The organism is Pantoea sp. Ep11b (assembly GCF_040783975.1).
Lineage (GTDB): Bacteria > Pseudomonadota > Gammaproteobacteria > Enterobacterales > Enterobacteriaceae > Pantoea.
This window is the reverse complement of sequence record NZ_CP160631.1, coordinates 2039223-2058407: the sequence shown is the minus strand read 5'-3', so window position 1 is coordinate 2058407 and position 19185 is coordinate 2039223. Positions and strand designations below refer to the sequence as shown.

The window sequence follows — 19185 nt, the reverse complement described above, 5'->3', positions numbered from 1 at the left end:
GCTATCCCCATAACGGCATTTTGGTCAGCGCCAGCGTAATGATGGTCACCAGGGCGATTAAGGCGATCAGAAAAGCGATCCATCGGGTGCGATCAGTACGTGGACGGCGACTCAATGCCACAAATCCTAAGGCGATGTAGATGATAACCGCTAAAAGCTTCTCCGTCAGCCAGCTTCCTTGCGGTGTGAAGGGATAGAAGTGCGTTATCAGCACCAGCAGGACGCCGGTCACCAGCAGCAGCGTGTCATTGGCGTGCGGCAGAATGCGCACCCAGCGGCGGGTCAGCATCGCCGACCCCTGCCGCAGCCAGTAAAAACGCAGCAGGAACAGCGTCACGGTGATCCACACCGTCGCCAGGTGCAGATTTTTAATCAGAGGATAAAAAGCGGCCATTATCAATCCTTTTCAGAGCGCAGTGACGGAGGGAACTGCCCCAGGGTCACGCGCGGATTGCCGCCGTAATCCTGGAGGGTTTCAACGGCGTGATAGCCGGTCTGTCGCATCAGCGCAGCCACCGCCTCGCCCTGCTGCCAGCCATGTTCCAGCAGCAGCCAGCCGCCCGGCAGCAGCCAGTCGGGCGCCTGTTCAATGAGCGTGCGCAGATCCGCCAGTCCCGCCTCCTCCGCCACCAGCGCGCTGCGCGGTTCAAATCGCACATCGCCCTGCTCCAGATGAACATCGCTGGCGTCAATGTAGGGGGGGTTACTGACAATGAGGGTAAACCGCTGCGGTGGCAGCGCCTGAAACCAGTGGCTGAGCAGGAAGCGGGTATTGCTCAGGCTCAGATGCTGCGCGTTGCTCTCTGCCAGCTCAACCGCGGCCGGGATCCGGTCAACGCCGGTTACCTGACAGTCGGGCCGCTCGCTGGCCAGCGCCAGCGCAATCGCGCCGGTACCGGTGCCCATATCCAGAATCGTCGCCGGGGTTGCGGGCAGATGGCGCAGCGCCTCTTCCACCAGCAACTCCGTATCGGGACGCGGGATCAGCGTGGCGTCATTGACCCGCAGGGGCAGCGACCAGAACTCGCGCTCACCCACCAGATGCGCTACCGGCTCACCCCGTGCACGACGCGCCAGCAGGCTCTCCAGCTGCGCGAGCTGCGCTTCGCTGAGCACCGTTTCATCAAAGGCGATTAACCAGCTGCGGGACTTACCGGTCACAAAGCCTAACAGGATCTCTGCGTCACGCTTAGGGCTGTCACCACCGCAGAGCGTGGCGACGGCCTGTTTCAGCCAGTGACGAATATCCATCAATCCTGACCAGCCAGCGCCGCCAGCTGATCCGCCTGGTACTCCTGCACGATCGGCTCAATCAGGCTGTCAATCTTACCTTCCATCACTTCATCCAGACGGTAGATGGTCAGGTTGATGCGGTGATCGGTAACGCGGCCCTGCGGGAAGTTATAGGTACGGATACGGTCGGAACGGTCGCCGCTGCCTAACAGGTTGCGGCGGGTGCTGGCTTCGGCAGCCTGACGACGGGCCATCTCTGCGGCGTGAATACGCGAACCCAGCACCGCCAGCGCTTTGGCTTTGTTTTTATGCTGGGAACGTTCATCCTGACACTCCACCACGATGCCGGTTGGCAGGTGGGTAATACGGATCGCGGAATCGGTGGTGTTAACGTGCTGACCGCCCGCACCGGATGAGCGGAAGGTATCGATTTTCAGATCCCCGGCGTTAATCTCGGGCAGTTCCGCTTCCGGGATCTCTGGCATTACAGCGACGGTACAGGCGGAGGTGTGGATACGGCCCTGAGATTCGGTTTCCGGCACGCGCTGCACGCGGTGTCCGCCCGACTCAAATTTCATGCGGCCATAGGCCCCGTCGCCGGTAATACGGGCAATCACCTCTTTGTAGCCGCCATGCTCGCCTTCATTGGCGCTGACGATTTCCACACGCCAGCGACGCGCTTCCGCATAGCGGCTGTACATACGGAACAGATCGCCGGCAAAAATGGCGGCTTCATCACCACCGGTTCCGGCGCGCACTTCCACGAAACAGGCGCGCTCATCATCGGGATCTTTCGGCAGCAGCAGAACCTGCAGCTGTTGCGCCAGCGCGTCGCTCTTCTCGCGCGCTTCCTGTAACTCTTCCTGCGCCATGTCGCGCATTTCCGGGTCATCCAGCATCTGCTGCGCGGTGTCGATATCGTCCTGCACCTGCTGCCAGTCGCGGAAACAACGGCTCACGTCGGTCAGCTGCGCATATTCGCGTGACAGCGCACGGAAACGCTCCTGATCGGCGATCACGCCAGCATCGCCCAGCATCGCTTCCACTTCTTCGTGGCGCTCCTGCAGTGCTTCCAGTTTGGCAACTATAGAGGTTTTCATTTAAATGTGGGATTCCCGTAACAGGTGGCGACAGCGTTGTGCCTAATCGAGACCCAGGCTGTCGCGTAAAATCTGCAGGCGTTCATTATCGCCGTCGCGGGCGGCCTGCTGAAGTGATTTGGTTGGGGCATGGATTAAACGGTTGGTCAGCTTGTGCGCCAGTTCCTGCATGATTTTCTGCGGATCGCCGCCCTGTTGCAGGGCCTGCAGCGCACGGCCTTCCAGCTCAGCGCGGATTTCATCCGCCTGAGAGCGGTATTCACGGATGGTATTGACCGCACCCTGCGAGCGCAGCCATGCCATAAATTCACTGCTTTCCTGCACGACAATGTTTTCTGCCTGCACCGCCGCCGCTTTACGCTGCGCCAGGTTCTGCTCGATGATCGCCTGCAGATCGTCCACGCTGTAGAGATAGGCGTTGGGCAGGTCGCCCACTTCCGGCTCCACATCGCGCGGTACGGCAATATCGACCAGCAGCATCGGTTTGTTGCGTCGCGCTTTCAGGGCGCGCTCCATCATCCCCTTGCCGATAATCGGTAACGGACTGGAGGTGGAGGAGATAATAATGTCCGCTTCGGCCAGGCGGGCGTCGATCTCTGCCAGCGTGATCACCTCAGCGCCCACTTCTGACGCCAGCGTTTCGGCGCGTTCGCGGGTCCGGTTGGCGATGATCAGGTTTTTGACCTGATGTTCACGCAGATGACGCGCCACCAGCTCAATGGTCTCGCCCGCGCCCACCAGCAATACGTTGACCGATGAGAGAGATTCGAAAATCTGACGCGCCAGGGTACAGGCGGCAAACGCCACCGACACCGCATTGGCCCCGATATCGGTTTCCGTGCGGACGCGCTTGGCGACCGAGAAAGTTTTCTGGAACATGCGTTCCAGTTCGCTGCTCAGCGCCTGACCGCGTGAGGAGTCCGCAAAAGCTTTCTTGACCTGACCCAGGATCTGCGGCTCGCCGAGCACCAGTGAATCGAGTCCGCTGGCAACGCGCATCAGGTGGCTGACAGCCTCGTTATCCTGATGCCAGTAGAGGCTGTTGCGCACATCCTCTTCATTCAGCTGATGATAATTGCACAACCAGCTCACCAGACGCGCCTGTAAATCGGCCTGCTGCTCTACACTCAGGTAGAGCTCGGTCCGGTTACAGGTGGACAGCACCACACCGCTCTGCACCATTGGCTGTGATAACAGGCTGTTTAATGCCTGCTCAAGCGTCTCCGGCCCGAACGAAACACGTTCGCGCAGAGCAATGGGGGCGGTCTTGTGGTTGATTCCGAGAGCGAGCAGCGTCATGGTAGTTTTGGTTGGGATGTCCCAATAATGTCAGGGTTTTGTGATGCGCATTCTACAAGATGCGGCAGATCAAGAAAAGCCATACAAAGGCTATGACTGTAATAAGATTAACCTGATCAACCGCAATTTGCTGCATAACAGCATTGACGGTTAAAACCGGGACGGTTAGCGTTATCCGTTACGAATAATCAATGTGTCCGAGGAGATGACCACTTGATGCTTACTTCACCACGCAATCTGTTGCGCCTTTTGCCCCTTGCCAGCGTTCTGCTGGCGGCCTGTAGCGTCAACAAACCGCAAGGTCCCGGCCCCAGCGTCACCGCGCCACAGTGGCAACAGCATCAGCAGGCGGTCTCAAAGGTCACGCATTATCAGACGCGCGGCGCCTTTGCCTACCTCTCCGACAGGCAGAAGGTCTACGCCCGCTTCAACTGGCAGCAGACCGCGCCCGATCGTTATCGCCTTCTGCTGACTAACCCGCTCGGCAGCACCGAACTGCAGCTGGATGCGCAGGGTTCGGTGGTGCAGATCGTCGACAACAAGGGCAAACGCTACGTCAGTAACGATGCGCAGAAGATGATCTCCCAGCTCACCGGCATGAACATTCCGCTGGCGAACCTGCGCCAGTGGATGATGGGCCTGCCGGGTGACGCCACCGACTACCAGCTTAACGAAAACTATCAGCTGCGCAGCCTGAACTACAGCCGCGACGGTCAGAGCTGGCAGGTTTCCATCGCCGGTTACGACAGCAAGGTCACCCCGCCGCTGCCCTCCAGCCTGGAGCTGAAAGAGGGTGACCAGCGTATCAAACTGCGTATGGACGGCTGGACCGTTCAATGATTACCCACTGGCCCGCTCCGGCAAAACTGAATCTTTTTCTCTATATCACTGGCCGTCGTCCCGACGGCTACCACAACCTGCAGACGCTGTTTCAGTTTCTCGATTATGGCGACCGGTTGCAGATCACCGTCGATGACAGCGATGCCATTACGCTGTTAACACCGCTACCCGGCGTTGCCGATGCGGATAACCTGATTGTGCGTGCCGCGCAGCGGCTGAAACAGGCGGCGCAGGCGAAAAACAGCCTGCCTGCACGCGCGGGCGCGCAGGTTGCCATCGAAAAGCAGCTGCCCATGGGTGGCGGCCTGGGCGGCGGCTCTTCGGATGCAGCCACCGTACTGGTCGCGCTGAATCATCTGTGGCAGACCGGTTTTACCCCGGATGAGCTGGCGGCGATCGGCGTGACGCTGGGCGCAGATGTGCCCGTGTTCGTACAGGGCTTCGCGGCCTTTGCGCAGGGCGTGGGCGAAGAGCTGCAGCCCGCCGCGCCGGAAGAGAAATGGTATCTGGTCGCCCACCCCGGCGTTCACATCAGCACGCCGCAGGTGTTTAACGATCCTGAACTGACACGGGATACACCATCGCGCAGTTTATCGGCGCTTTTAGCCTTACCCTTCACCAATGATTGTGAAGCAGTGGTAAGAAAACGTTTTCGTGAGGTTGATGAGCTTGTTTCCTGGCTGCTAGAATACGCGCCGTCACGCCTGACTGGCACAGGCGCTTGTGTGTTTGCTGAATTTGACACCGAGTCTGCTGCCCGCCAGGTGCTGGAGCTTGCCCCGCAGGGGGTGCGCGGATTTGTAGCCCGGGGCGTAAACGTTTCGCCGCTACAGCGCACTCTGCAGGGCGATTAGCGAATGCGTGACAGTGTCACCACGTTCCGGACACTGCACCTTTCGCATCAACACACCCGTGTGAACGCTCATGATTGTATGCGCCGGTTACAATCATGCCGTTCATTCTCTGGACGCAAAGCCTGAGGTTCTTCTCGTGCCTGATATGAAGCTATTTGCTGGTAACGCCACCCCGGAACTAGCACAACGTATTGCCAACCGCCTTTACACCAGTCTGGGAGACGCCGCTGTCGGTCGTTTCAGTGATGGTGAAGTGAGCGTACAGATTAACGAAAATGTACGCGGTGGTGATATTTTCATCATCCAGTCCACCTGTGCTCCCACCAACGATAATCTGATGGAACTGGTTGTGATGGTCGACGCGCTGCGTCGTGCTTCTGCTGGTCGTATTACCGCAGTCATCCCCTACTTTGGTTATGCCCGTCAGGATCGCCGCGTGCGTTCCGCGCGTGTACCTATCACCGCCAAGGTAGTGGCAGACTTCCTTTCCAGCGTCGGAGTTGACCGTGTTCTTACGGTTGACCTGCACGCCGAGCAGATCCAGGGCTTCTTCGACGTCCCGGTTGATAACGTATTTGGCAGCCCGATCCTGCTGGAAGATATGATGCAGATCGGTCTGGAAAACCCGATTGTTGTTTCTCCCGATATTGGTGGCGTAGTACGTGCCCGTGCTATCGCTAAACTGCTGAACGACACCGATATGGCCATCATCGATAAACGTCGCCCTCGCGCGAACGTTTCTCAGGTGATGCATATCATTGGTGACGTTGCTGGCCGCGACTGCGTGCTGGTCGACGACATGATCGACACCGGCGGCACGCTGTGCAAAGCGGCTGAAGCGCTGAAAGAGCGTGGTGCTAAACGCGTATTTGCCTACGCCACGCACCCGATCTTCTCCGGCAACGCCGTTGAAAACCTGCGTAAGTCGGTACTCGACCAGGTGATCGTCTGCGATACCATCCCGCTTTCTGAAGAGATCCGGTCCCTGCCGAACGTCCGCACGCTGACCCTGTCTGGTATGCTGGCCGAAGCAATTCGCCGCATCAGCAACGAAGAGTCTATCTCGGCCATGTTCGAGCATTAATCTTCGTTAAACCGGGCCCCGTGCCCGGTTTTTTTTGCCCGCTCCCGGATTAACGCGCTCCCTTTTCGGATATTCGCGCGATAAATTTCCTTAAAACCGCCGCTTTTTGACGCCTCTCACTCTTTTCATAAAACCCGGTGTTCCCCGCTTCTGCCCTGTAGCATTAAATGGTAATTTGCAGCGCCATTTCTCATCAGAAACCCATCACCATGCGCCTCGATATTTATACTTTGTTTGTCTGCGAGCTCTATGTACTGGGGTTTCTGAGCATTATCATGGTGTTCGCATGGCTGGGTTCGCAGCGCGATCGCGTGCTGGGGTTTACCAGCCTGTCGCTGATCTTCACCCTGCTCTCCGTGTTTCTGAGCAGCCTGCGCAGCAGTGGTCTGCATTTCCTGCCGGTGGCTCTCGGCAACGTTCTGGTGATGCTCGCCTACGGCACATTGCTGAATGCGTTCCGGCACTTCTGCGGTAAACCAGCCGGTCATCACTGGCTGCTGGGTGCCCTGCTCTGGGCGCTTCTCTGCTGTTTCCCGGCGTTCTACGACAGTCTGCCCAGACGGGTGGTGGTACTCTGCATCGCCTGCATCCTCTATACCGCGGCACTGATTCAGCTGATGTGGCAGGCCCGCGAGACCCTGAGAGTCACCTTCTGGCCCGCACAGTTACTGCTGTGGATCCATCTGCTGTTTCATCTGGCGCGTCTTTTTCTGGATAGCGCGATCCCCAGCTCAAAGCCGGGGGCGATCGGCGGTTCAGACTTTTCGGTTTATGTCATCCTGGAGTCCATTCTGTTTGTCATTGGTCTGGCATTTACCATTCTGGCCATGGTCAATGAGCGGATGCAGATAGCGCTGAAACAGACTTCACTGCATGATCCACTTACCAGCGTGTGGAACCGCCGCGCTCTGTTTAATGAAGCGGAGAAGATTGTGATGCGATGCCGGCGACAGAATCGCCCCTACAGCGCCATCCTGTTCGATCTGGATCATTTTAAAAGCATCAATGACCAGTATGGCCATCAGCAGGGGGATAAAGTCTTGATTCATTTCTGCGAGGTTGTCAGAACGCTGTTACCGGCTGAAGGACGCTTTGCCCGTATGGGCGGTGAGGAGTTTGCGGCGATACTGCCGGCGGCGGCAAGAGAAACTGAAATCTGGTGTGAAGCGATTCGCCTGGCGGTCTGTGCATCACGGCCCGACGCTGTCGCCTATTCGGTCAGCATCGGCTTTGCAACGGTTACGCATCCGCAGCAGGGATTTGATGATTTACTGGCACTGGCGGACGCGGCGCTCTATTACGCTAAGGCCAGCGGCCGGAACCGCACCGCGCAGCATCCGCTACCAGTTACTGGTAATTAATGGTGGGAGTTGGGTGACCGACGGCAGCGTTTATCGTAATGACGCAGCCAGTAGTAGCGATCTTCCACTTTTTCACGACCACTGACGCGTGCGCCCACCAGCCACAGCAGTGCGCCAATAAAGATGCTCAGGATGGCACCCTGCGCCAGGATCTGCGGCATGTTCAGGGCAGGCAGCTGGTTCGCAATGGAGACGCCCACGCCCAGAACCATCGTGACTAATCCCAGTACCATCAAACTGTTACCCGCCATACGGCAGTGTTGATGTTTCATGCTGAACCTCCATCCATACAGGTTAAGAACCGCACACAATGTTAAGTGTCATAAGTTTAGGCAATGGCTGACCTGAACGTTGCGTACTGGATCACACATCAGCCATAAAGGATTGCGTGGCCCTGAAGGCAGCCTGTTGATTCAGATAGAAAATGATTAATCACTGCAGTGAACCATTTCACTGCTTCGGCTTTGTCATCTCGGCTGTGGCGCAGTAAACTAACGCCCTTTCGCAATAACAGCAGGATAATCATTGTGAGCAGCATTAAACTGATTGTAGGCCTCGCCAATCCGGGTGCTGAATATGCCGCCACGCGTCACAACGCGGGTGCCTGGTATCTGGATTTACTGGCTGAACGTCACAATCAGTCACTGAAAGAGGAAAGCAAATTCTATGGCTACACCGCCCGCCTGGCGATAGCCGGAGAAGATGTGCGCCTGCTGGTGCCGACCACCTTTATGAACCTGAGCGGCAAGGCGGTCGCGGCCATGGCGACCTTTTATCGTATTGCCCCGGAGGAGATTCTGGTGGCGCACGACGAACTCGATCTCCCCCCTGGTGTGGCAAAGTTCAAGCAGGGCGGCGGCCACGGCGGTCATAACGGCCTGAAAGACATCATCAGCAAACTGGGCAACAACAACAATTTTCACCGCCTGCGCATCGGCATCGGCCATCCTGGCGACCGCAACAAGGTGACCGGATTTGTGCTGGGCAAGCCGCCAGCCAGCGAGCAGAAGCTGATCGATGATGCCATAGATGAAGCGGCGCGCTGCACCGAACTGTGGCTGAAAGAGGATCGCATCAAGGCGATGAACCGGCTGCACGCCTTCAAACCGGCTTAAACGCCCGAATCATCGCGTTTCCGTGTATAATGCGCGAAATTTTCCATTCGTCTCCGACAGTTCGCCCTCTGGCGCACTGTCCATCCAGTCATAAAGGGTATTAAACCATGGGATTCAAATGCGGTATCGTGGGCCTGCCGAACGTCGGTAAATCCACTCTGTTTAACGCGCTGACCAAAGCGGGTATCGAAGCGGCTAACTTCCCCTTCTGCACCATTGAGCCAAACACGGGCGTAGTGCCAATGCCTGACCTGCGTCTCGATCAGCTCGCTGAGATCGTGAAGCCGCAGCGCGTGGTACCAACTACCATGGAATTTGTCGATATCGCCGGTCTGGTGAAAGGCGCGTCGAAAGGCGAAGGCCTGGGCAACCAGTTCCTGACGAACATCCGCGAAACCGAAGCGATTGGCCATGTCGTTCGCTGCTTTGAGAACGACAACATTATCCACGTCGCAGGTAAAGTGAACCCGGCGGAAGATATTGACGTGATCAATACCGAACTGGCGCTCTCCGATCTCGACACCTGTGAACGTGCGATTCAGCGCGTGCAGAAGAAAGCCAAAGGTGGCGATAAAGATGCGAAGGCCGAACTGGCTGCGCTGGAGAAGTGCCTGCCGCACCTCTCTGAAGCGGGCATGCTGCGTTCGCTGGACCTGGATGCGGATGAGAAAGCCGCCATCCGCTACCTGAGCTTCCTGACGCTGAAGCCGACCATGTACATTGCCAACGTCAATGAAGATGGTTTCGAGAACAACCCCTATCTGGATCAGGTTCGCGCTATCGCCGAAGCAGAAGGTTCGGTTGTGGTGCCGGTGTGCGCTGCGGTTGAGTCGGACATCGCTGAGCTGGAAGATGAAGATCGGGACGAGTTTATGGCTGAGCTGGGACTGGAAGAGCCAGGCCTGAACCGCGTGATCCGCGCCGGTTACGCCCTGCTGAACCTGCAGACCTACTTCACCGCAGGCGTGAAAGAAGTTCGTGCATGGACCATCCCGGTCGGCGCGACGGCACCACAGGCTGCCGGTAAAATCCATACCGACTTCGAGAAGGGCTTTATCCGCGCCCAGACCATCGCGTTTGAAGACTTTATCGCCTTTAAAGGCGAACAGGGCGCGAAAGAAGCTGGCAAGATGCGTTCAGAAGGGAAAGAATACATTGTCAAAGATGGCGATGTGATGAACTTCCTGTTTAACGTCTGAGTTAAGCTTGCTGGATTCATAAGGTTTCATTGAATCTCGTCAGGTCAGCGAAAATCGTTTAAATCCACGCAATTGCGTGGATTTTTTTACTTTCAGATTCGAAAGAAAAATTGATGATATGGAGGAAGTGGCGAAACGGCTGTTCCGCTATGACAGAACATGGAAAGATAGGCGTTATTTAATACGACGCTGCCGGACAACGCAGGCGAGGCGCTGTGTCCGGCAGTTAAAAGCAAACATAATGAAATCCTGACCATTGACTGATGTATTTCGCGACCCTGTAGCAGGAGTTAAGATGCCAAAAAGCACGTTACTGCTATCAGCGGTTATGCAGGACACTTTTATCATTTTCTTCACCCGTTAATGTCTTTTTTAAGTAAACAAGTTGTTTCAGAGCAACCTGAAAAACTGTAAAATCAGGCTTATCTAAGGCTCTTTGATTAGTGATATCGATAGCATCATCAATGTAGTCTAAAGCAGTATATTCTTATTTGTTCATTATAAACCCAACATGCACTTTTCTTGTTTAAGAGCAAAGGCAGATCTTGGATTAAAAGTCACTGGACCTACCTTATTACAAACAGAATGTATAAAGTAAGCCAAAGACAGACCTTGTATTCACCAAATAGAAAACCTTAAAACTATATTAATTCAAAATCTTCCTTGCTAACTTCATTTATTACGTACTGCCCTGTATCTTCCTTTATTTTTTTCGAAAGATTTTTTAATATTTCAATATCGATAGAACGGAAATTAATATATGGAGTTACAATGAAGAATCTTTCGACATCAACTTTGTAATCACCTTCACTGAACATAACCTTCATTAGATATGATTCGTCATCAACCCTATAAAGAATAAAATTCCAGGGGTTTTTCAATAATTTTTTCCTGGTCATGATACTAATCTACATTATTGAAAAATCAATTATCCGCTCCTGTGCCACTTCAATAAAAAGATAACATGATTATTTTCTGTTGCGATATTGACTTTCATCAATCAATAACTGAATACTATTGAAAAGATGAGTACTTAGCAGCGAAAACCACAAATAAATAATCACAATGCACACTTATTCAGAGCGATTCACTTTATCAGTTCCTTCCCTGTCATATTGACCTGGGCCACTTCTTTAGGCTTATAAGCATTGTAATTCCTCCTGATATCATCAGCTAACCGATCGAGTGCTTCAAAATCCCTTGCTTTTATCAAAGAGTCTATATCCAGCAGAAAATCTTTACTCACATCAAAATGAGAGTTTTTATAAAAATTAGGAAATAAAACACTTACTACAAATCCTTCATTAGTTTGCAAAACTGCATAGTTTCCCTTGCTGACAAAGATTAAAGTTCCGTCACTCATATATTTCTCCAGTCTTAAAATCGAACACTTCCTAATCGACACCCTTTTGCATTCCCTTAGTCGATATGACAGCTTCCCAATCACCATTCGGTAGTTTTCCTCCACCAAGCCATAAAGGATCCGTATCCCTTGCGCCCCATTCATTGCCACTTGGAATCTTTGGATGTATTTTTCTCCAGGCATAAAATCAATACACACGAGATTTCCACTTTCTAACTGTTCCGCAGGAATACCTAATCTCTCTGAAATAACGTTAAAGTCACCATCAGATTCAGTAATTATTTTATTCATTTTTTTTGAAGAACTTACAAATTCTGCCGACCACTCATCCGGTTTTCCGATGCCATATTTCTCATAATCAAGTTTAGCAAAAATCCTTGATGCGCCTTCTGAAAACTCTTTTGTATGGGACTCTATATATTTTGATGGCAAATAGGTTTCCGGCAGCGGCTTTTCTCCCTTAGGGATAGCGATTATCTCATCAAACTTCTCTTTGCTGACAGGAACACCATTAGTCTCACTGTTTTTCAGACCTCCACGCCAACTATCAAACTTCATGCCCCCCTTGCCACCCAACGCCCCACCGACGAAACTGCCTGCCAGCATAGACCATTTTTGTCCGTCAGAGCCTTCCCCGAACAGTCTGCCACCGACCCAATTACCGGCGTAACCGCCGCCCATTGCGCCGGCTAAGCCTAGCAGCGCAATAGCAGGTGAAACCAGGACCGCAACGGCAGCAGTACCGATGCCCATCATTACCCAGTTTACCCAGCCGGGGATTTCAGGGTTGATATCGTCAGTCTGAAGTTTACCTCCACCAATAAATACATTGGTACCGCCAGATATCTCCGCACTGCAGGTTAAACGGTCTCCAATGCGAGCGTCAGGAAAATTGTTGATAAAAACCTTATCTGATCCTTCAGCAACCCGTTGCGATGAGCCGCTATGCTCATCGCAGTCGCCTTTGGATAAATGTGCACGTATCGCTGCTCTGCTGTTGGTGAAAACATTCGGCGAGCCGGATAACAGTTTGCCCGTATTATGACGCGGAGCCCATGACATGCTTCCAAGCACTTCGCCCACGCCTCCGGCTGCACAGGCACCGGCCGCTGCCGCTGCCGCAGAGACTGCAACCAGAGCTGCTCCACCAGTCACAACAACGGCTGCCGCACCCAGAATTGCACCACCTACTAAACCAGCGATCATCCAGCCTTTGGAAGCCGTATGGGCTATCTCGTCCTAATCTCTGGCAGCATTGAATTCAGCCATAATTTATACATCCTTGTGTCTCTGAAGAAACGCAAGGATTTGTTGTTCGCTGGCGAGATCTGCGGGTCCTTTAAAAGCTTTTGCCACACCAGGAATATCTCTTAAAGATGATTTTTTTCTATGTGGTGATGTCCATAATGCATAGCGCAGTGGTTCTTCATTATTTAAGGCGCCGATATGTAACGGGCTACCCGCTGAGTCGAAGAACAGATAACTGCCATTCAGTGCCCTTTTCAAATCAACATTCTGATAGAGTAATGTCACCGTTTCATGTGCGATAAGCACTTTAGTATCGTTGTCGAAAGAAAAGAAAGTCCCCGGTGCATCAGCGGCTACAGGTTCCGGCTCAAGGCCAGATTCGAGAGAATTAAACTTAATACTGCCAACGATTTCCTGATATTGCTTAGCATAATAATCGCTAAAACGCCCAGGACACGTTCCTATATAGCAGACAATTCTCTTATCCCCGGCCTCATCATCAAGTAAAACAATGGATTTTTTTTGCCAGATCTCAACACCGTCATTATCAAAATGATAAAAACGCTCAACAGCGGGTAGATTATCTATCTCGACCAGTTGGGATGTTACATTTACGAAAGCGGGAACAGTGACACTCATCTCATCAATAATTCTCGCAACCACTTTTTGCACAGTATCGTCATGGACAGCAGATGCGCGAGACACCACAAATGTAAATTCGCTCGCATTATTTTCGCTGAGCGTAAACAGATTCATTGTTCTGCCTTTGAATATATCAGGCAATTGAATTGATGCTTCCTAGAGTATAGGTGGCCATTTTTATCCTTCATTATCTTTTGTTGATGACGAGAAGTAGCTTTCAATTTCATTTTTTATTTTATCTTTATGTCCGCTACCCGGTGCAATTGTTGCAGCACTTCCTTCTTCAGGATTTGAATGTAACTGCCCACCCTTAGTGTTAATCTCACCATTATTATCTACGGTAATATTAAAATTTTTGCCAATGAAATTAATTGCGCCGTCTTTAGTTAACTCTATTGCGCTTAGGCCACACTCAATCCGTAAAGTATCTCCGGCTGCAATTGTGTTAGAAGCAAAAGCCTGTTCAGTACGGTTGCCGGTTGTCAGCGTCTTGCTGTTTCCCTGAGTCACGAGAGTGTGATCGCCCTCTACCCGAGTCTCATTATTAGCACCCACCGAAACTGTCCGATTGTTCAGAGCACTGTGGCTGGCATCATTTTTAACATGCGTATACATGTTCTTCTGCGCCTGAATCTACAGGTGTTCCTCACCTGTCCATCGGTGCAGAATTTTTCATCCACTATGGCAATCTTTATAAATAGCTAATCAGACGCATTCATCTCCCACTGGCAGCGATCATATGCGAACCTGAATTCTATAGTTAACTACCATACCAGCCAACAATTTTCTCTTTAATAGAATTTAAAAAAGAAATATTAGTAACTATGACATGAATTTGAGTACCATTCACCTCTTTATCATACTCGCTTAATGAATCAGCATTTTCGTCTAAACAACCTTTATAATATCGCCATTACTTTTTCGCGCTGAAAATATTGGATTGCCATCCATAAACGGCTTTCCATTTGAAAAATTAGTGTTGTAACATGGGCAATCGACAGGTTTTTCAAAGTTTATAACAAACCTTTTAAAAAAGACTCAAGCGCTAAATACACATCCTCACCTTCAAGATAATTATTAAAAATATTTACCACAAAATGCTTTCCCAGAAATAATCTCAATATCTACACGTTCGTGCTGAGCGTCCTTCACCATAAATGTTTTACTCACAGGAGCATCACCACCTCCGCATTTACTGGCAGTACTTATAAAACTTCTCTGCCTTTTAAAATGCATCTTTTCTGAGTGCTATATCACATTTATTTACTTTACCTTTCAACTCAGTCATCATTTTTTAGCATCCTCTGCAGTAAGGGGATGTTCCTGGCTCCATGAAACAGACTTTCAAGAGAGGAGCCTTGTGCCTGAATTCGTCTTTGATGAGCTGCTGATAACCCTAGCGGATCCACCCAGCTCAGCGGATTCGGCGCATACTGATAAAGGTTAACCCCACCAGCAAGCCCTATTGGGTCCTGGCTCACAAACCTGCCCGCATCCGGATCATAATAGCGAAAACAGTTATAGTGCAAACCTGTTTCCGCATCGAAATACTGGCCCTGATAGCGCAGCGGCTGATAAATCGGCTCTGCACCCTCCACTGCTGCCTGCTCTGTGCGCAGCGTATTACCCCAGGCACGATAGACGGCTCGCCAGACTACACTGCCGTCAGCACCAGTCAGCTCGCGTGGCAGACCTGAGACATCATTATGAAACCAGTGGATCTGTGCATCGTGCTCCATTTCACCCTGCTGCAGACTGATCTGCGCCAGCGGAGCAAAGCTGTCATCCTCGTAAATCCAGATATGCTGACGTGAGCCTCTCTCTTCACTCAGCAGGCGATTACCTTCCCGGATGAAGCGCGTGATACGAAAAGCATCGCGTTTCCAGCTTCGGCGGCCAAACGCATCATAGCCATAGGTGGTCCGCTGTTCAGTTCCGTTGCGGGTACTCACCGATTCGGTCAGCTGATGTTCAGTATTCCAGACAAACTGCTGGTCTGTGATAGACAACTCGCCACACAGCAGTTAGAGACATTGCTGCCCTAAGTCAGCAGCTGAAGGTAAAAAGCCGGAAGGTTCGTTAAGAACGCTTCTGGCTATTATTATTCGTAGACTTTATCAGCCATTAAAAATTCTGCAAAAAACTTTCCAATTCGTATCCTTTGGCAACTCTTATCGAAAAACCACTGATTTGCCACTTTTAATTTTAACAGGACACCCTCAACTTTAAGGGCATATTTTTTATAACATTTAATTTGATAACTGTTAACTAATCTTTATTTCAATCCGAGACTAGCTGTGCATTAGTATGTATGCATTACAGTCATCTAACCTGAGTAAATTATTTTCACTAATGCCTTCATGCTTTTTTTATTATTTGAAAGATATTTACTCAACCCGATCGGGTCAACGAGGAAAGTGGATTCAGAGTGAACTTTTAATGTCAGCACTCCCGGCCAGTCCCAATGGATACTGGCTTGCAAGCTTGTCAGCATCCAGGTCATGATAGTGAAAGTATTATTTCTTCCTAATAAACGCTAAGCTTATTGCCCTGTATCATTTGCGCCTAATACCCACTCAAAATATTACGTGCCAAATTAAAAATGCAACGCTTATCTTTCTCTGGGTATTATACGCTTATCGAGATTACTGACAACCCTAATCCCACGCAATTAATTAAATACCAGTGTAATCACTAACCTCTAACACCTAAATCAAGATAGCCTTCTGTAGTAATAGCAAAACACCACCTCGCTCTCTCATCGAAAAAATAATGATGCTGAGGGATATTGTTGATTGCATAGATCACAAAAGACGAAAAATTTTCCATGTTAAGTGAAACTGCAAAATCAAGCGAAGAGTCATTAACATAATAAATATTTTTGGCATAAATTATAAGTTTACTCAAACCACTTTTTTCAATAAACTCTTCAACTTCCTTGTCAACTTTTGATGATTTAAAGTCCACTGGCTTTTCAATGTGTAACCCTAATGAATTCCAATCTATTTTTGAACCTTTCCAATTGAATGAACTTGATAGAATGTCCGCAATTGGCTCCCATTCATTAATAATGATTGGCCTAGGGTTCAACTTACTCACATCCAATAAAACCTCTTCATCTAGAGTCATTTTGTTCTCCACGGCTTTGACGGCAAATTAAATAACTTTTGTAATCTTTTCACTGATGATTCTGTTGCTTCAAAAAGATAATGTTCACCCTTGTCTTTCCCGCTGAATACATTTATATGAGCACCGCTACGGTCATCATATTCGATTCTAAATCCAGTTTTACCATCAGCAGTTGTCATTCCTATGGGCTTGCCTTTAGTAGCACCAAATTTTCCGGTATTAACTCTCTCAGCCCTGAAGCCCCTCTCTTCGAGCCATTTTAACGCTTTGTTTCTAGCCTGTTCGAAACTATCTTTGCACTTACTCAAGCCCAGCGTATCGATCCATGTCAGCGGATTCGGCGCATACTGATAAAGGTTAACCCCACCAGCAAGCCCTATCGGATCCTGACTCACAAACCTGCCCGCATCCGGATCATAATAGCGAAAACAGTTATAGTGCAAACCTGTTTCCGCATCGAAATACTGGCCCTGATAGCGCAGCGGCTGATAAATCGGCTCTGCACCCTCCACTGCTGCCTGCTCTGTGCGCAGCGTATTACCCCAGGCACGATAGACGGCTCGCCAGACTACACTGCCGTCAGCACCAGTCAGCTCGCGTGGCAGACCTGAGACATCATTATGAAACCAGTGGATCTGTGCATCGTGCTCCATTTCACCCTGCTGCAGACTGATCTGCGCCAGCGGAGCAAAGCTGTCATCCTCGTAAATCCAGATATGCCGGCGTGAGCCTCTCTCTTCACTCAGCAGGCGATTACCTTCCCAGACAAAGCGCGTGATACCAAAAGCATCGCGTTTCCAGCTTCGGCGGCCAAACGCATCATAGCCATAGGTGGTCCGCTGTTCAGTTCCGTTGCGGGTACTCACCGATTCGGTCAGCTGATGTTCAGTATTCCAGACAAACTGCTGGTCTGTGATAGACAACTCGCCACACAGCAGTTAAACACATTGCTGCCCTAAGTCAGTGGCAGGTGGGAACCGGCGTCAGCCTGAAGGTGCTGGACGGCTGTCTGCTGCTGATCCCCGACAACCGCGAGGAGACCCGGCTGAGACACGAGCAGGCGCAGCTTGCACGACAGCGGCGCGAGATGGAGCAGACCCGCCAGCAGGCGCTGGCATTGCTGGCTCAGGTCAGCGGCTAAAAATAAAGCCGGAAGGATCACGGGGATCGCTTCCGGCTATTATCATTGGTTAGGCATCATTTTCAGCATACTGGATCAATCGTAAGCACTGATCTTTTATTGAAGGTTTCTGATCAAAGCTCGATAGCCAGCCTTCTAAAAACTCTTTTGCGAGGAATATTTCTATAAAATACTCTGCATTTATTTTTGCCGCTTGATCCGGCAGGCCACCATCATCTGGTTCAGTTGCGATAACAACCTCAGTGTCAGGTGTCCAGGGTTTTTTCGCATAAATTGTATCGTCGCTATCGAGGTTATCCAGCTGATTTATAACGTCAGTCAAAATCATTTTATTTCCCCCACACGGCGTACCTACCGTAACCATCAGGATGTAATATTTTCCAGAACTCACTACCAGGTGTGTGCTGGGAACGAGGAACCAACCGCATTAACCCGTCTTCAAGTTCATGGTGCCATGTCCAGCCTGTCGGAGGTTGTCTTGGTGCCAGCCCAGTAGGCGTACGCTCCAGATTTATTCCTAACCCTTTCATATTTTGTGCAAAGTCTTTATCAGACTCCATCGCTTTCAATAGCGATTCGTTTGCCTCTTGAAAATGTCGGCCACGTGAAAAACCAGGATAGGAAGTTTTAAAAAGTTTCATTTTATAGGCGGTGGAATAAGCCGAAGGTGGTTTACCAGCACTACACTTTGTCAACCCCAGCGGATCAAGCCAGTTCAGCGGATTAGGCGCATACGCGTAGAGATTTAAGCCCCCGCCAGCCCTATCGGATCCTGACTCACAAACCTGCCCGCATCCGGATCATAATAGCGAAAACGGCTATAGTGCAAACTTGTTTCCGCACCGAAATACTGGCCCTGATAGTGCAGCGACAGATAAATCGGCTCTACCCCCTCCACTGCTGCCTGCTCTGTGCGCAGCGTATTACCTTAGGCACGATAGACGTCTCGCCAGATTAGACTGCCGTCAGCACCAGTCAACTCGCGTGGCAGACCTGAGACATCATTATGATACCAATGGATCTGTGCATCATGCTCTGTCTCGCCCTGCTGCAGACTGATCTGCGCCAGCGGAGCAAAGCTATCATACTCGTAAATCCAGACTTGCTGGCGCGAGCCTCTAACCTCGCTAAATATTATATTTATACAAAATAATCAAATTATATCATTCCTATTGAAAGCCAAATCAATCCCATCTTATATCAGTATACGGGCTAATATTTTCTATTGTCAGAAACTCCGATTCACAAAAGATAGAGCCCACCTCACTTTTTATGCTAATTGTAGATTTACCTTGAGAGCTATGAATATCCGGATTGCATATAATGTTAACCCTGGAGCAATTAGCATTAAATTTTTTTACTCCATCAAAACCCAGAACAATATTCATCGCATTATATCCATTACCATCCCATTTCTGTGGGTGTTTTTGAGGGATGCCTTTAATGCTGAACAAGAATCTGATGGATGATGTTTCATGAAAGTAGAATCCATTTAATTGGGCGTCTTTTAATTCAAAAACATCACCAAACATATGAGTTATTTTTTCTTTATGTAAAGCACATTCAAACCACATATC

General features: G+C 50.6%; 20 protein-coding genes and 5 pseudogenes. 7 read left to right on the top strand and 18 right to left on the bottom strand.

Annotated elements, in window-relative coordinates; genetic code table 11:
* Position 1: 1 nt before the first annotated feature.
* Genes AB1748_RS09775 through hemA form a run of 4 tightly spaced genes read right to left on the bottom strand, consistent with a single transcriptional unit; the run spans position 2 to position 3632 of the window.
* Entirely contained in the window at positions 2 to 394 is a 393-nt protein-coding gene (locus AB1748_RS09775) for a SirB2 family protein (RefSeq protein ID WP_111140250.1), read from the bottom strand.
* A 2-nt stretch (positions 395 to 396) separates the two neighbouring features.
* Entirely contained in the window at positions 397 to 1251 is an 855-nt protein-coding gene (prmC, locus tag AB1748_RS09770) for a peptide chain release factor N(5)-glutamine methyltransferase (protein WP_367395426.1), read from the bottom strand.
* A complete protein-coding gene (prfA, locus tag AB1748_RS09765; RefSeq protein ID WP_367395425.1) occupies positions 1251 to 2333 on the bottom strand; it encodes a peptide chain release factor 1 in 1083 nt (360 codons plus the stop codon). Before prfA ends, prmC begins: the two co-directional genes overlap by 1 nt.
* 42 nt (positions 2334 to 2375) lie before the next feature.
* The gene (hemA, locus tag AB1748_RS09760; RefSeq protein WP_128084708.1) at positions 2376 to 3632 is read right to left on the bottom strand and encodes a glutamyl-tRNA reductase; all 1257 of its coding nucleotides are present in this window, start codon (positions 3630 to 3632) and stop codon (positions 2376 to 2378) included.
* A gap of 216 nt (positions 3633 to 3848) precedes the next feature.
* Between hemA and lolB the strand changes: the two genes are divergently transcribed.
* The 4 genes from lolB (at position 3849) to AB1748_RS09740 (ending at position 7771) form a co-directional block, all read left to right on the top strand.
* Entirely contained in the window at positions 3849 to 4472 is a 624-nt protein-coding gene (lolB, locus tag AB1748_RS09755; protein ID WP_111140254.1) for a lipoprotein insertase outer membrane protein LolB, read from the top strand.
* Positions 4469 to 5326, top strand: coding sequence for a 4-(cytidine 5'-diphospho)-2-C-methyl-D-erythritol kinase (gene ispE / locus AB1748_RS09750; protein ID WP_111140255.1), 858 nt, complete (start codon positions 4469 to 4471; stop codon positions 5324 to 5326). Before lolB ends, ispE begins: the two co-directional genes overlap by 4 nt.
* A gap of 136 nt (positions 5327 to 5462) precedes the next feature.
* Positions 5463 to 6410: a ribose-phosphate diphosphokinase gene (gene prs, locus AB1748_RS09745; protein WP_111140256.1), complete on the top strand. Its 948-nt coding sequence runs from the start codon at positions 5463 to 5465 to the stop codon at positions 6408 to 6410.
* 209 nt (positions 6411 to 6619) lie between these two features.
* Positions 6620 to 7771 carry a GGDEF domain-containing protein gene (locus tag AB1748_RS09740; protein WP_367395424.1) on the top strand — a complete coding sequence of 384 codons (1152 nt, stop codon included), beginning with the start codon at positions 6620 to 6622 and terminating at the stop codon, positions 7769 to 7771.
* On the opposite strand, the gene ychH is transcribed toward AB1748_RS09740, so the two are convergent.
* Complete coding sequence (gene ychH / locus AB1748_RS09735; RefSeq protein ID WP_111140258.1) at positions 7768 to 8043, bottom strand: stress-induced protein YchH; 276 nt, start codon at positions 8041 to 8043, stop codon at positions 7768 to 7770. The two genes, AB1748_RS09740 and ychH, sit on opposite strands and share 4 nt — an antisense overlap.
* A gap of 255 nt (positions 8044 to 8298) precedes the next feature.
* Between ychH and pth the strand changes: the two genes are divergently transcribed.
* Positions 8299 to 8886 (top strand): aminoacyl-tRNA hydrolase, encoded by a 588-nt coding sequence (pth, locus tag AB1748_RS09730; RefSeq protein WP_111140259.1) that lies wholly within the window; start codon positions 8299 to 8301, stop codon positions 8884 to 8886.
* Positions 8887 to 8993: 107 nt separating this feature from the next.
* Positions 8994 to 10085, top strand: coding sequence for a redox-regulated ATPase YchF (gene ychF, locus AB1748_RS09725; RefSeq protein ID WP_111140260.1), 1092 nt, complete (start codon positions 8994 to 8996; stop codon positions 10083 to 10085).
* A gap of 319 nt (positions 10086 to 10404) precedes the next feature.
* On the opposite strand, the pseudogene AB1748_RS09720 reads toward ychF, so the two are convergent.
* From AB1748_RS09720 to AB1748_RS09680, 9 genes and pseudogenes are all read right to left on the bottom strand, one after another.
* Positions 10405 to 10554 (bottom strand): annotated as a pseudogene (locus AB1748_RS09720) (immunity protein Tsi6 family protein); the annotation flags it as partial.
* A 172-nt stretch (positions 10555 to 10726) separates the two neighbouring features.
* Positions 10727 to 10966: a hypothetical protein gene (locus tag AB1748_RS09715; protein ID WP_367395423.1), complete on the bottom strand. Its 240-nt coding sequence runs from the start codon at positions 10964 to 10966 to the stop codon at positions 10727 to 10729.
* A 206-nt stretch (positions 10967 to 11172) separates the two neighbouring features.
* Entirely contained in the window at positions 11173 to 11448 is a 276-nt protein-coding gene (locus tag AB1748_RS09710) for a hypothetical protein (RefSeq protein ID WP_367395422.1), read from the bottom strand.
* A gap of 31 nt (positions 11449 to 11479) precedes the next feature.
* A pseudogene (locus tag AB1748_RS09705) lies at positions 11480 to 12654 on the bottom strand (PAAR domain-containing protein).
* A 66-nt stretch (positions 12655 to 12720) separates the two neighbouring features.
* Complete coding sequence (locus AB1748_RS09700; RefSeq protein WP_367396335.1) at positions 12721 to 13485, bottom strand: DcrB-related protein; 765 nt, start codon at positions 13483 to 13485, stop codon at positions 12721 to 12723.
* A gap of 30 nt (positions 13486 to 13515) precedes the next feature.
* Positions 13516 to 13953, bottom strand: coding sequence for a hypothetical protein (locus tag AB1748_RS09695; RefSeq protein ID WP_367395421.1), 438 nt, complete (start codon positions 13951 to 13953; stop codon positions 13516 to 13518).
* Positions 13954 to 14726: 773 nt separating this feature from the next.
* Positions 14727 to 15338 (bottom strand): annotated as a pseudogene (locus AB1748_RS09690) (RHS repeat-associated core domain-containing protein); the annotation flags it as partial.
* A gap of 694 nt (positions 15339 to 16032) precedes the next feature.
* Complete coding sequence (locus tag AB1748_RS09685; protein ID WP_367395420.1) at positions 16033 to 16467, bottom strand: type IV secretion protein Rhs; 435 nt, start codon at positions 16465 to 16467, stop codon at positions 16033 to 16035.
* Positions 16464 to 17381, bottom strand: a pseudogene (locus tag AB1748_RS09680) (RHS repeat-associated core domain-containing protein); the annotation flags it as partial. The gene AB1748_RS09685 and the pseudogene AB1748_RS09680, both read right to left, overlap by 4 nt.
* Before the next feature lie 56 nt (positions 17382 to 17437).
* On the opposite strand from AB1748_RS09680, the gene AB1748_RS09675 reads away from it, so the two are divergent.
* Positions 17438 to 17608 (top strand): hypothetical protein, encoded by a 171-nt coding sequence (locus tag AB1748_RS09675; protein WP_367395419.1) that lies wholly within the window; start codon positions 17438 to 17440, stop codon positions 17606 to 17608.
* A 49-nt stretch (positions 17609 to 17657) separates the two neighbouring features.
* Here the strand turns inward: AB1748_RS09675 and AB1748_RS09670 are convergent, their stop codons facing one another.
* The 4 genes and pseudogenes from AB1748_RS09670 to AB1748_RS09655 form a co-directional block, all read right to left on the bottom strand.
* A complete protein-coding gene (locus AB1748_RS09670; protein WP_367395418.1) occupies positions 17658 to 17936 on the bottom strand; it encodes a hypothetical protein in 279 nt (92 codons plus the stop codon).
* Position 17937: 1 nt separating this feature from the next.
* On the bottom strand, positions 17938 to 18249 hold the full coding sequence (locus AB1748_RS09665) for an HNH endonuclease (RefSeq protein ID WP_367396334.1): 312 nt from the start codon (positions 18247 to 18249) through the stop codon (positions 17938 to 17940).
* 42 nt (positions 18250 to 18291) lie between these two features.
* Positions 18292 to 18737 (bottom strand): annotated as a pseudogene (locus tag AB1748_RS09660) (RHS repeat-associated core domain-containing protein); the annotation flags it as partial.
* 55 nt (positions 18738 to 18792) lie between these two features.
* Positions 18793 to 19182, bottom strand: a complete 390-nt coding sequence (locus AB1748_RS09655; RefSeq protein ID WP_367395417.1) for an Imm50 family immunity protein — start codon at positions 19180 to 19182, stop codon at positions 18793 to 18795.
* Between the last annotated feature and the right edge of the window lie 3 nt (positions 19183 to 19185).

Bases quoted from the DNA above. Each gene is read 5' to 3' on its own strand.
- AB1748_RS09740 (WP_367395424.1), top strand. From the start codon at position 6,620: ATGCGCCTCGATATTTATACTTTGTTTGTCTGCGAGCTCTATGTACTG.
- AB1748_RS09775 (WP_111140250.1), bottom strand. From the start codon at position 394: ATGGCCGCTTTTTATCCTCTGATTAAAAATCTGCACCTGGCGACGGTG.
- ispE (WP_111140255.1), top strand. From the start codon at position 4,469: ATGATTACCCACTGGCCCGCTCCGGCAAAACTGAATCTTTTTCTCTAT.
- AB1748_RS09695 (WP_367395421.1), bottom strand. From the start codon at position 13,953: ATGTATACGCATGTTAAAAATGATGCCAGCCACAGTGCTCTGAACAAT.
- AB1748_RS09685 (WP_367395420.1), bottom strand. From the start codon at position 16,467: ATGACTCTAGATGAAGAGGTTTTATTGGATGTGAGTAAGTTGAACCCT.
- AB1748_RS09710 (WP_367395422.1), bottom strand. From the start codon at position 11,448: ATGAGTGACGGAACTTTAATCTTTGTCAGCAAGGGAAACTATGCAGTT.
- lolB (WP_111140254.1), top strand. From the start codon at position 3,849: ATGCTTACTTCACCACGCAATCTGTTGCGCCTTTTGCCCCTTGCCAGC.
- ychH (WP_111140258.1), bottom strand. From the start codon at position 8,043: ATGAAACATCAACACTGCCGTATGGCGGGTAACAGTTTGATGGTACTG.
- prfA (WP_367395425.1), bottom strand. From the start codon at position 2,333: ATGAAAACCTCTATAGTTGCCAAACTGGAAGCACTGCAGGAGCGCCAC.
- hemA (WP_128084708.1), bottom strand. From the start codon at position 3,632: ATGACGCTGCTCGCTCTCGGAATCAACCACAAGACCGCCCCCATTGCT.
- AB1748_RS09670 (WP_367395418.1), bottom strand. From the start codon at position 17,936: ATGATTTTGACTGACGTTATAAATCAGCTGGATAACCTCGATAGCGAC.
- ychF (WP_111140260.1), top strand. From the start codon at position 8,994: ATGGGATTCAAATGCGGTATCGTGGGCCTGCCGAACGTCGGTAAATCC.
- AB1748_RS09665 (WP_367396334.1), bottom strand. From the start codon at position 18,249: ATGAAACTTTTTAAAACTTCCTATCCTGGTTTTTCACGTGGCCGACAT.
- AB1748_RS09655 (WP_367395417.1), bottom strand. From the start codon at position 19,182: ATGTGGTTTGAATGTGCTTTACATAAAGAAAAAATAACTCATATGTTT.
- prmC (WP_367395426.1), bottom strand. From the start codon at position 1,251: ATGGATATTCGTCACTGGCTGAAACAGGCCGTCGCCACGCTCTGCGGT.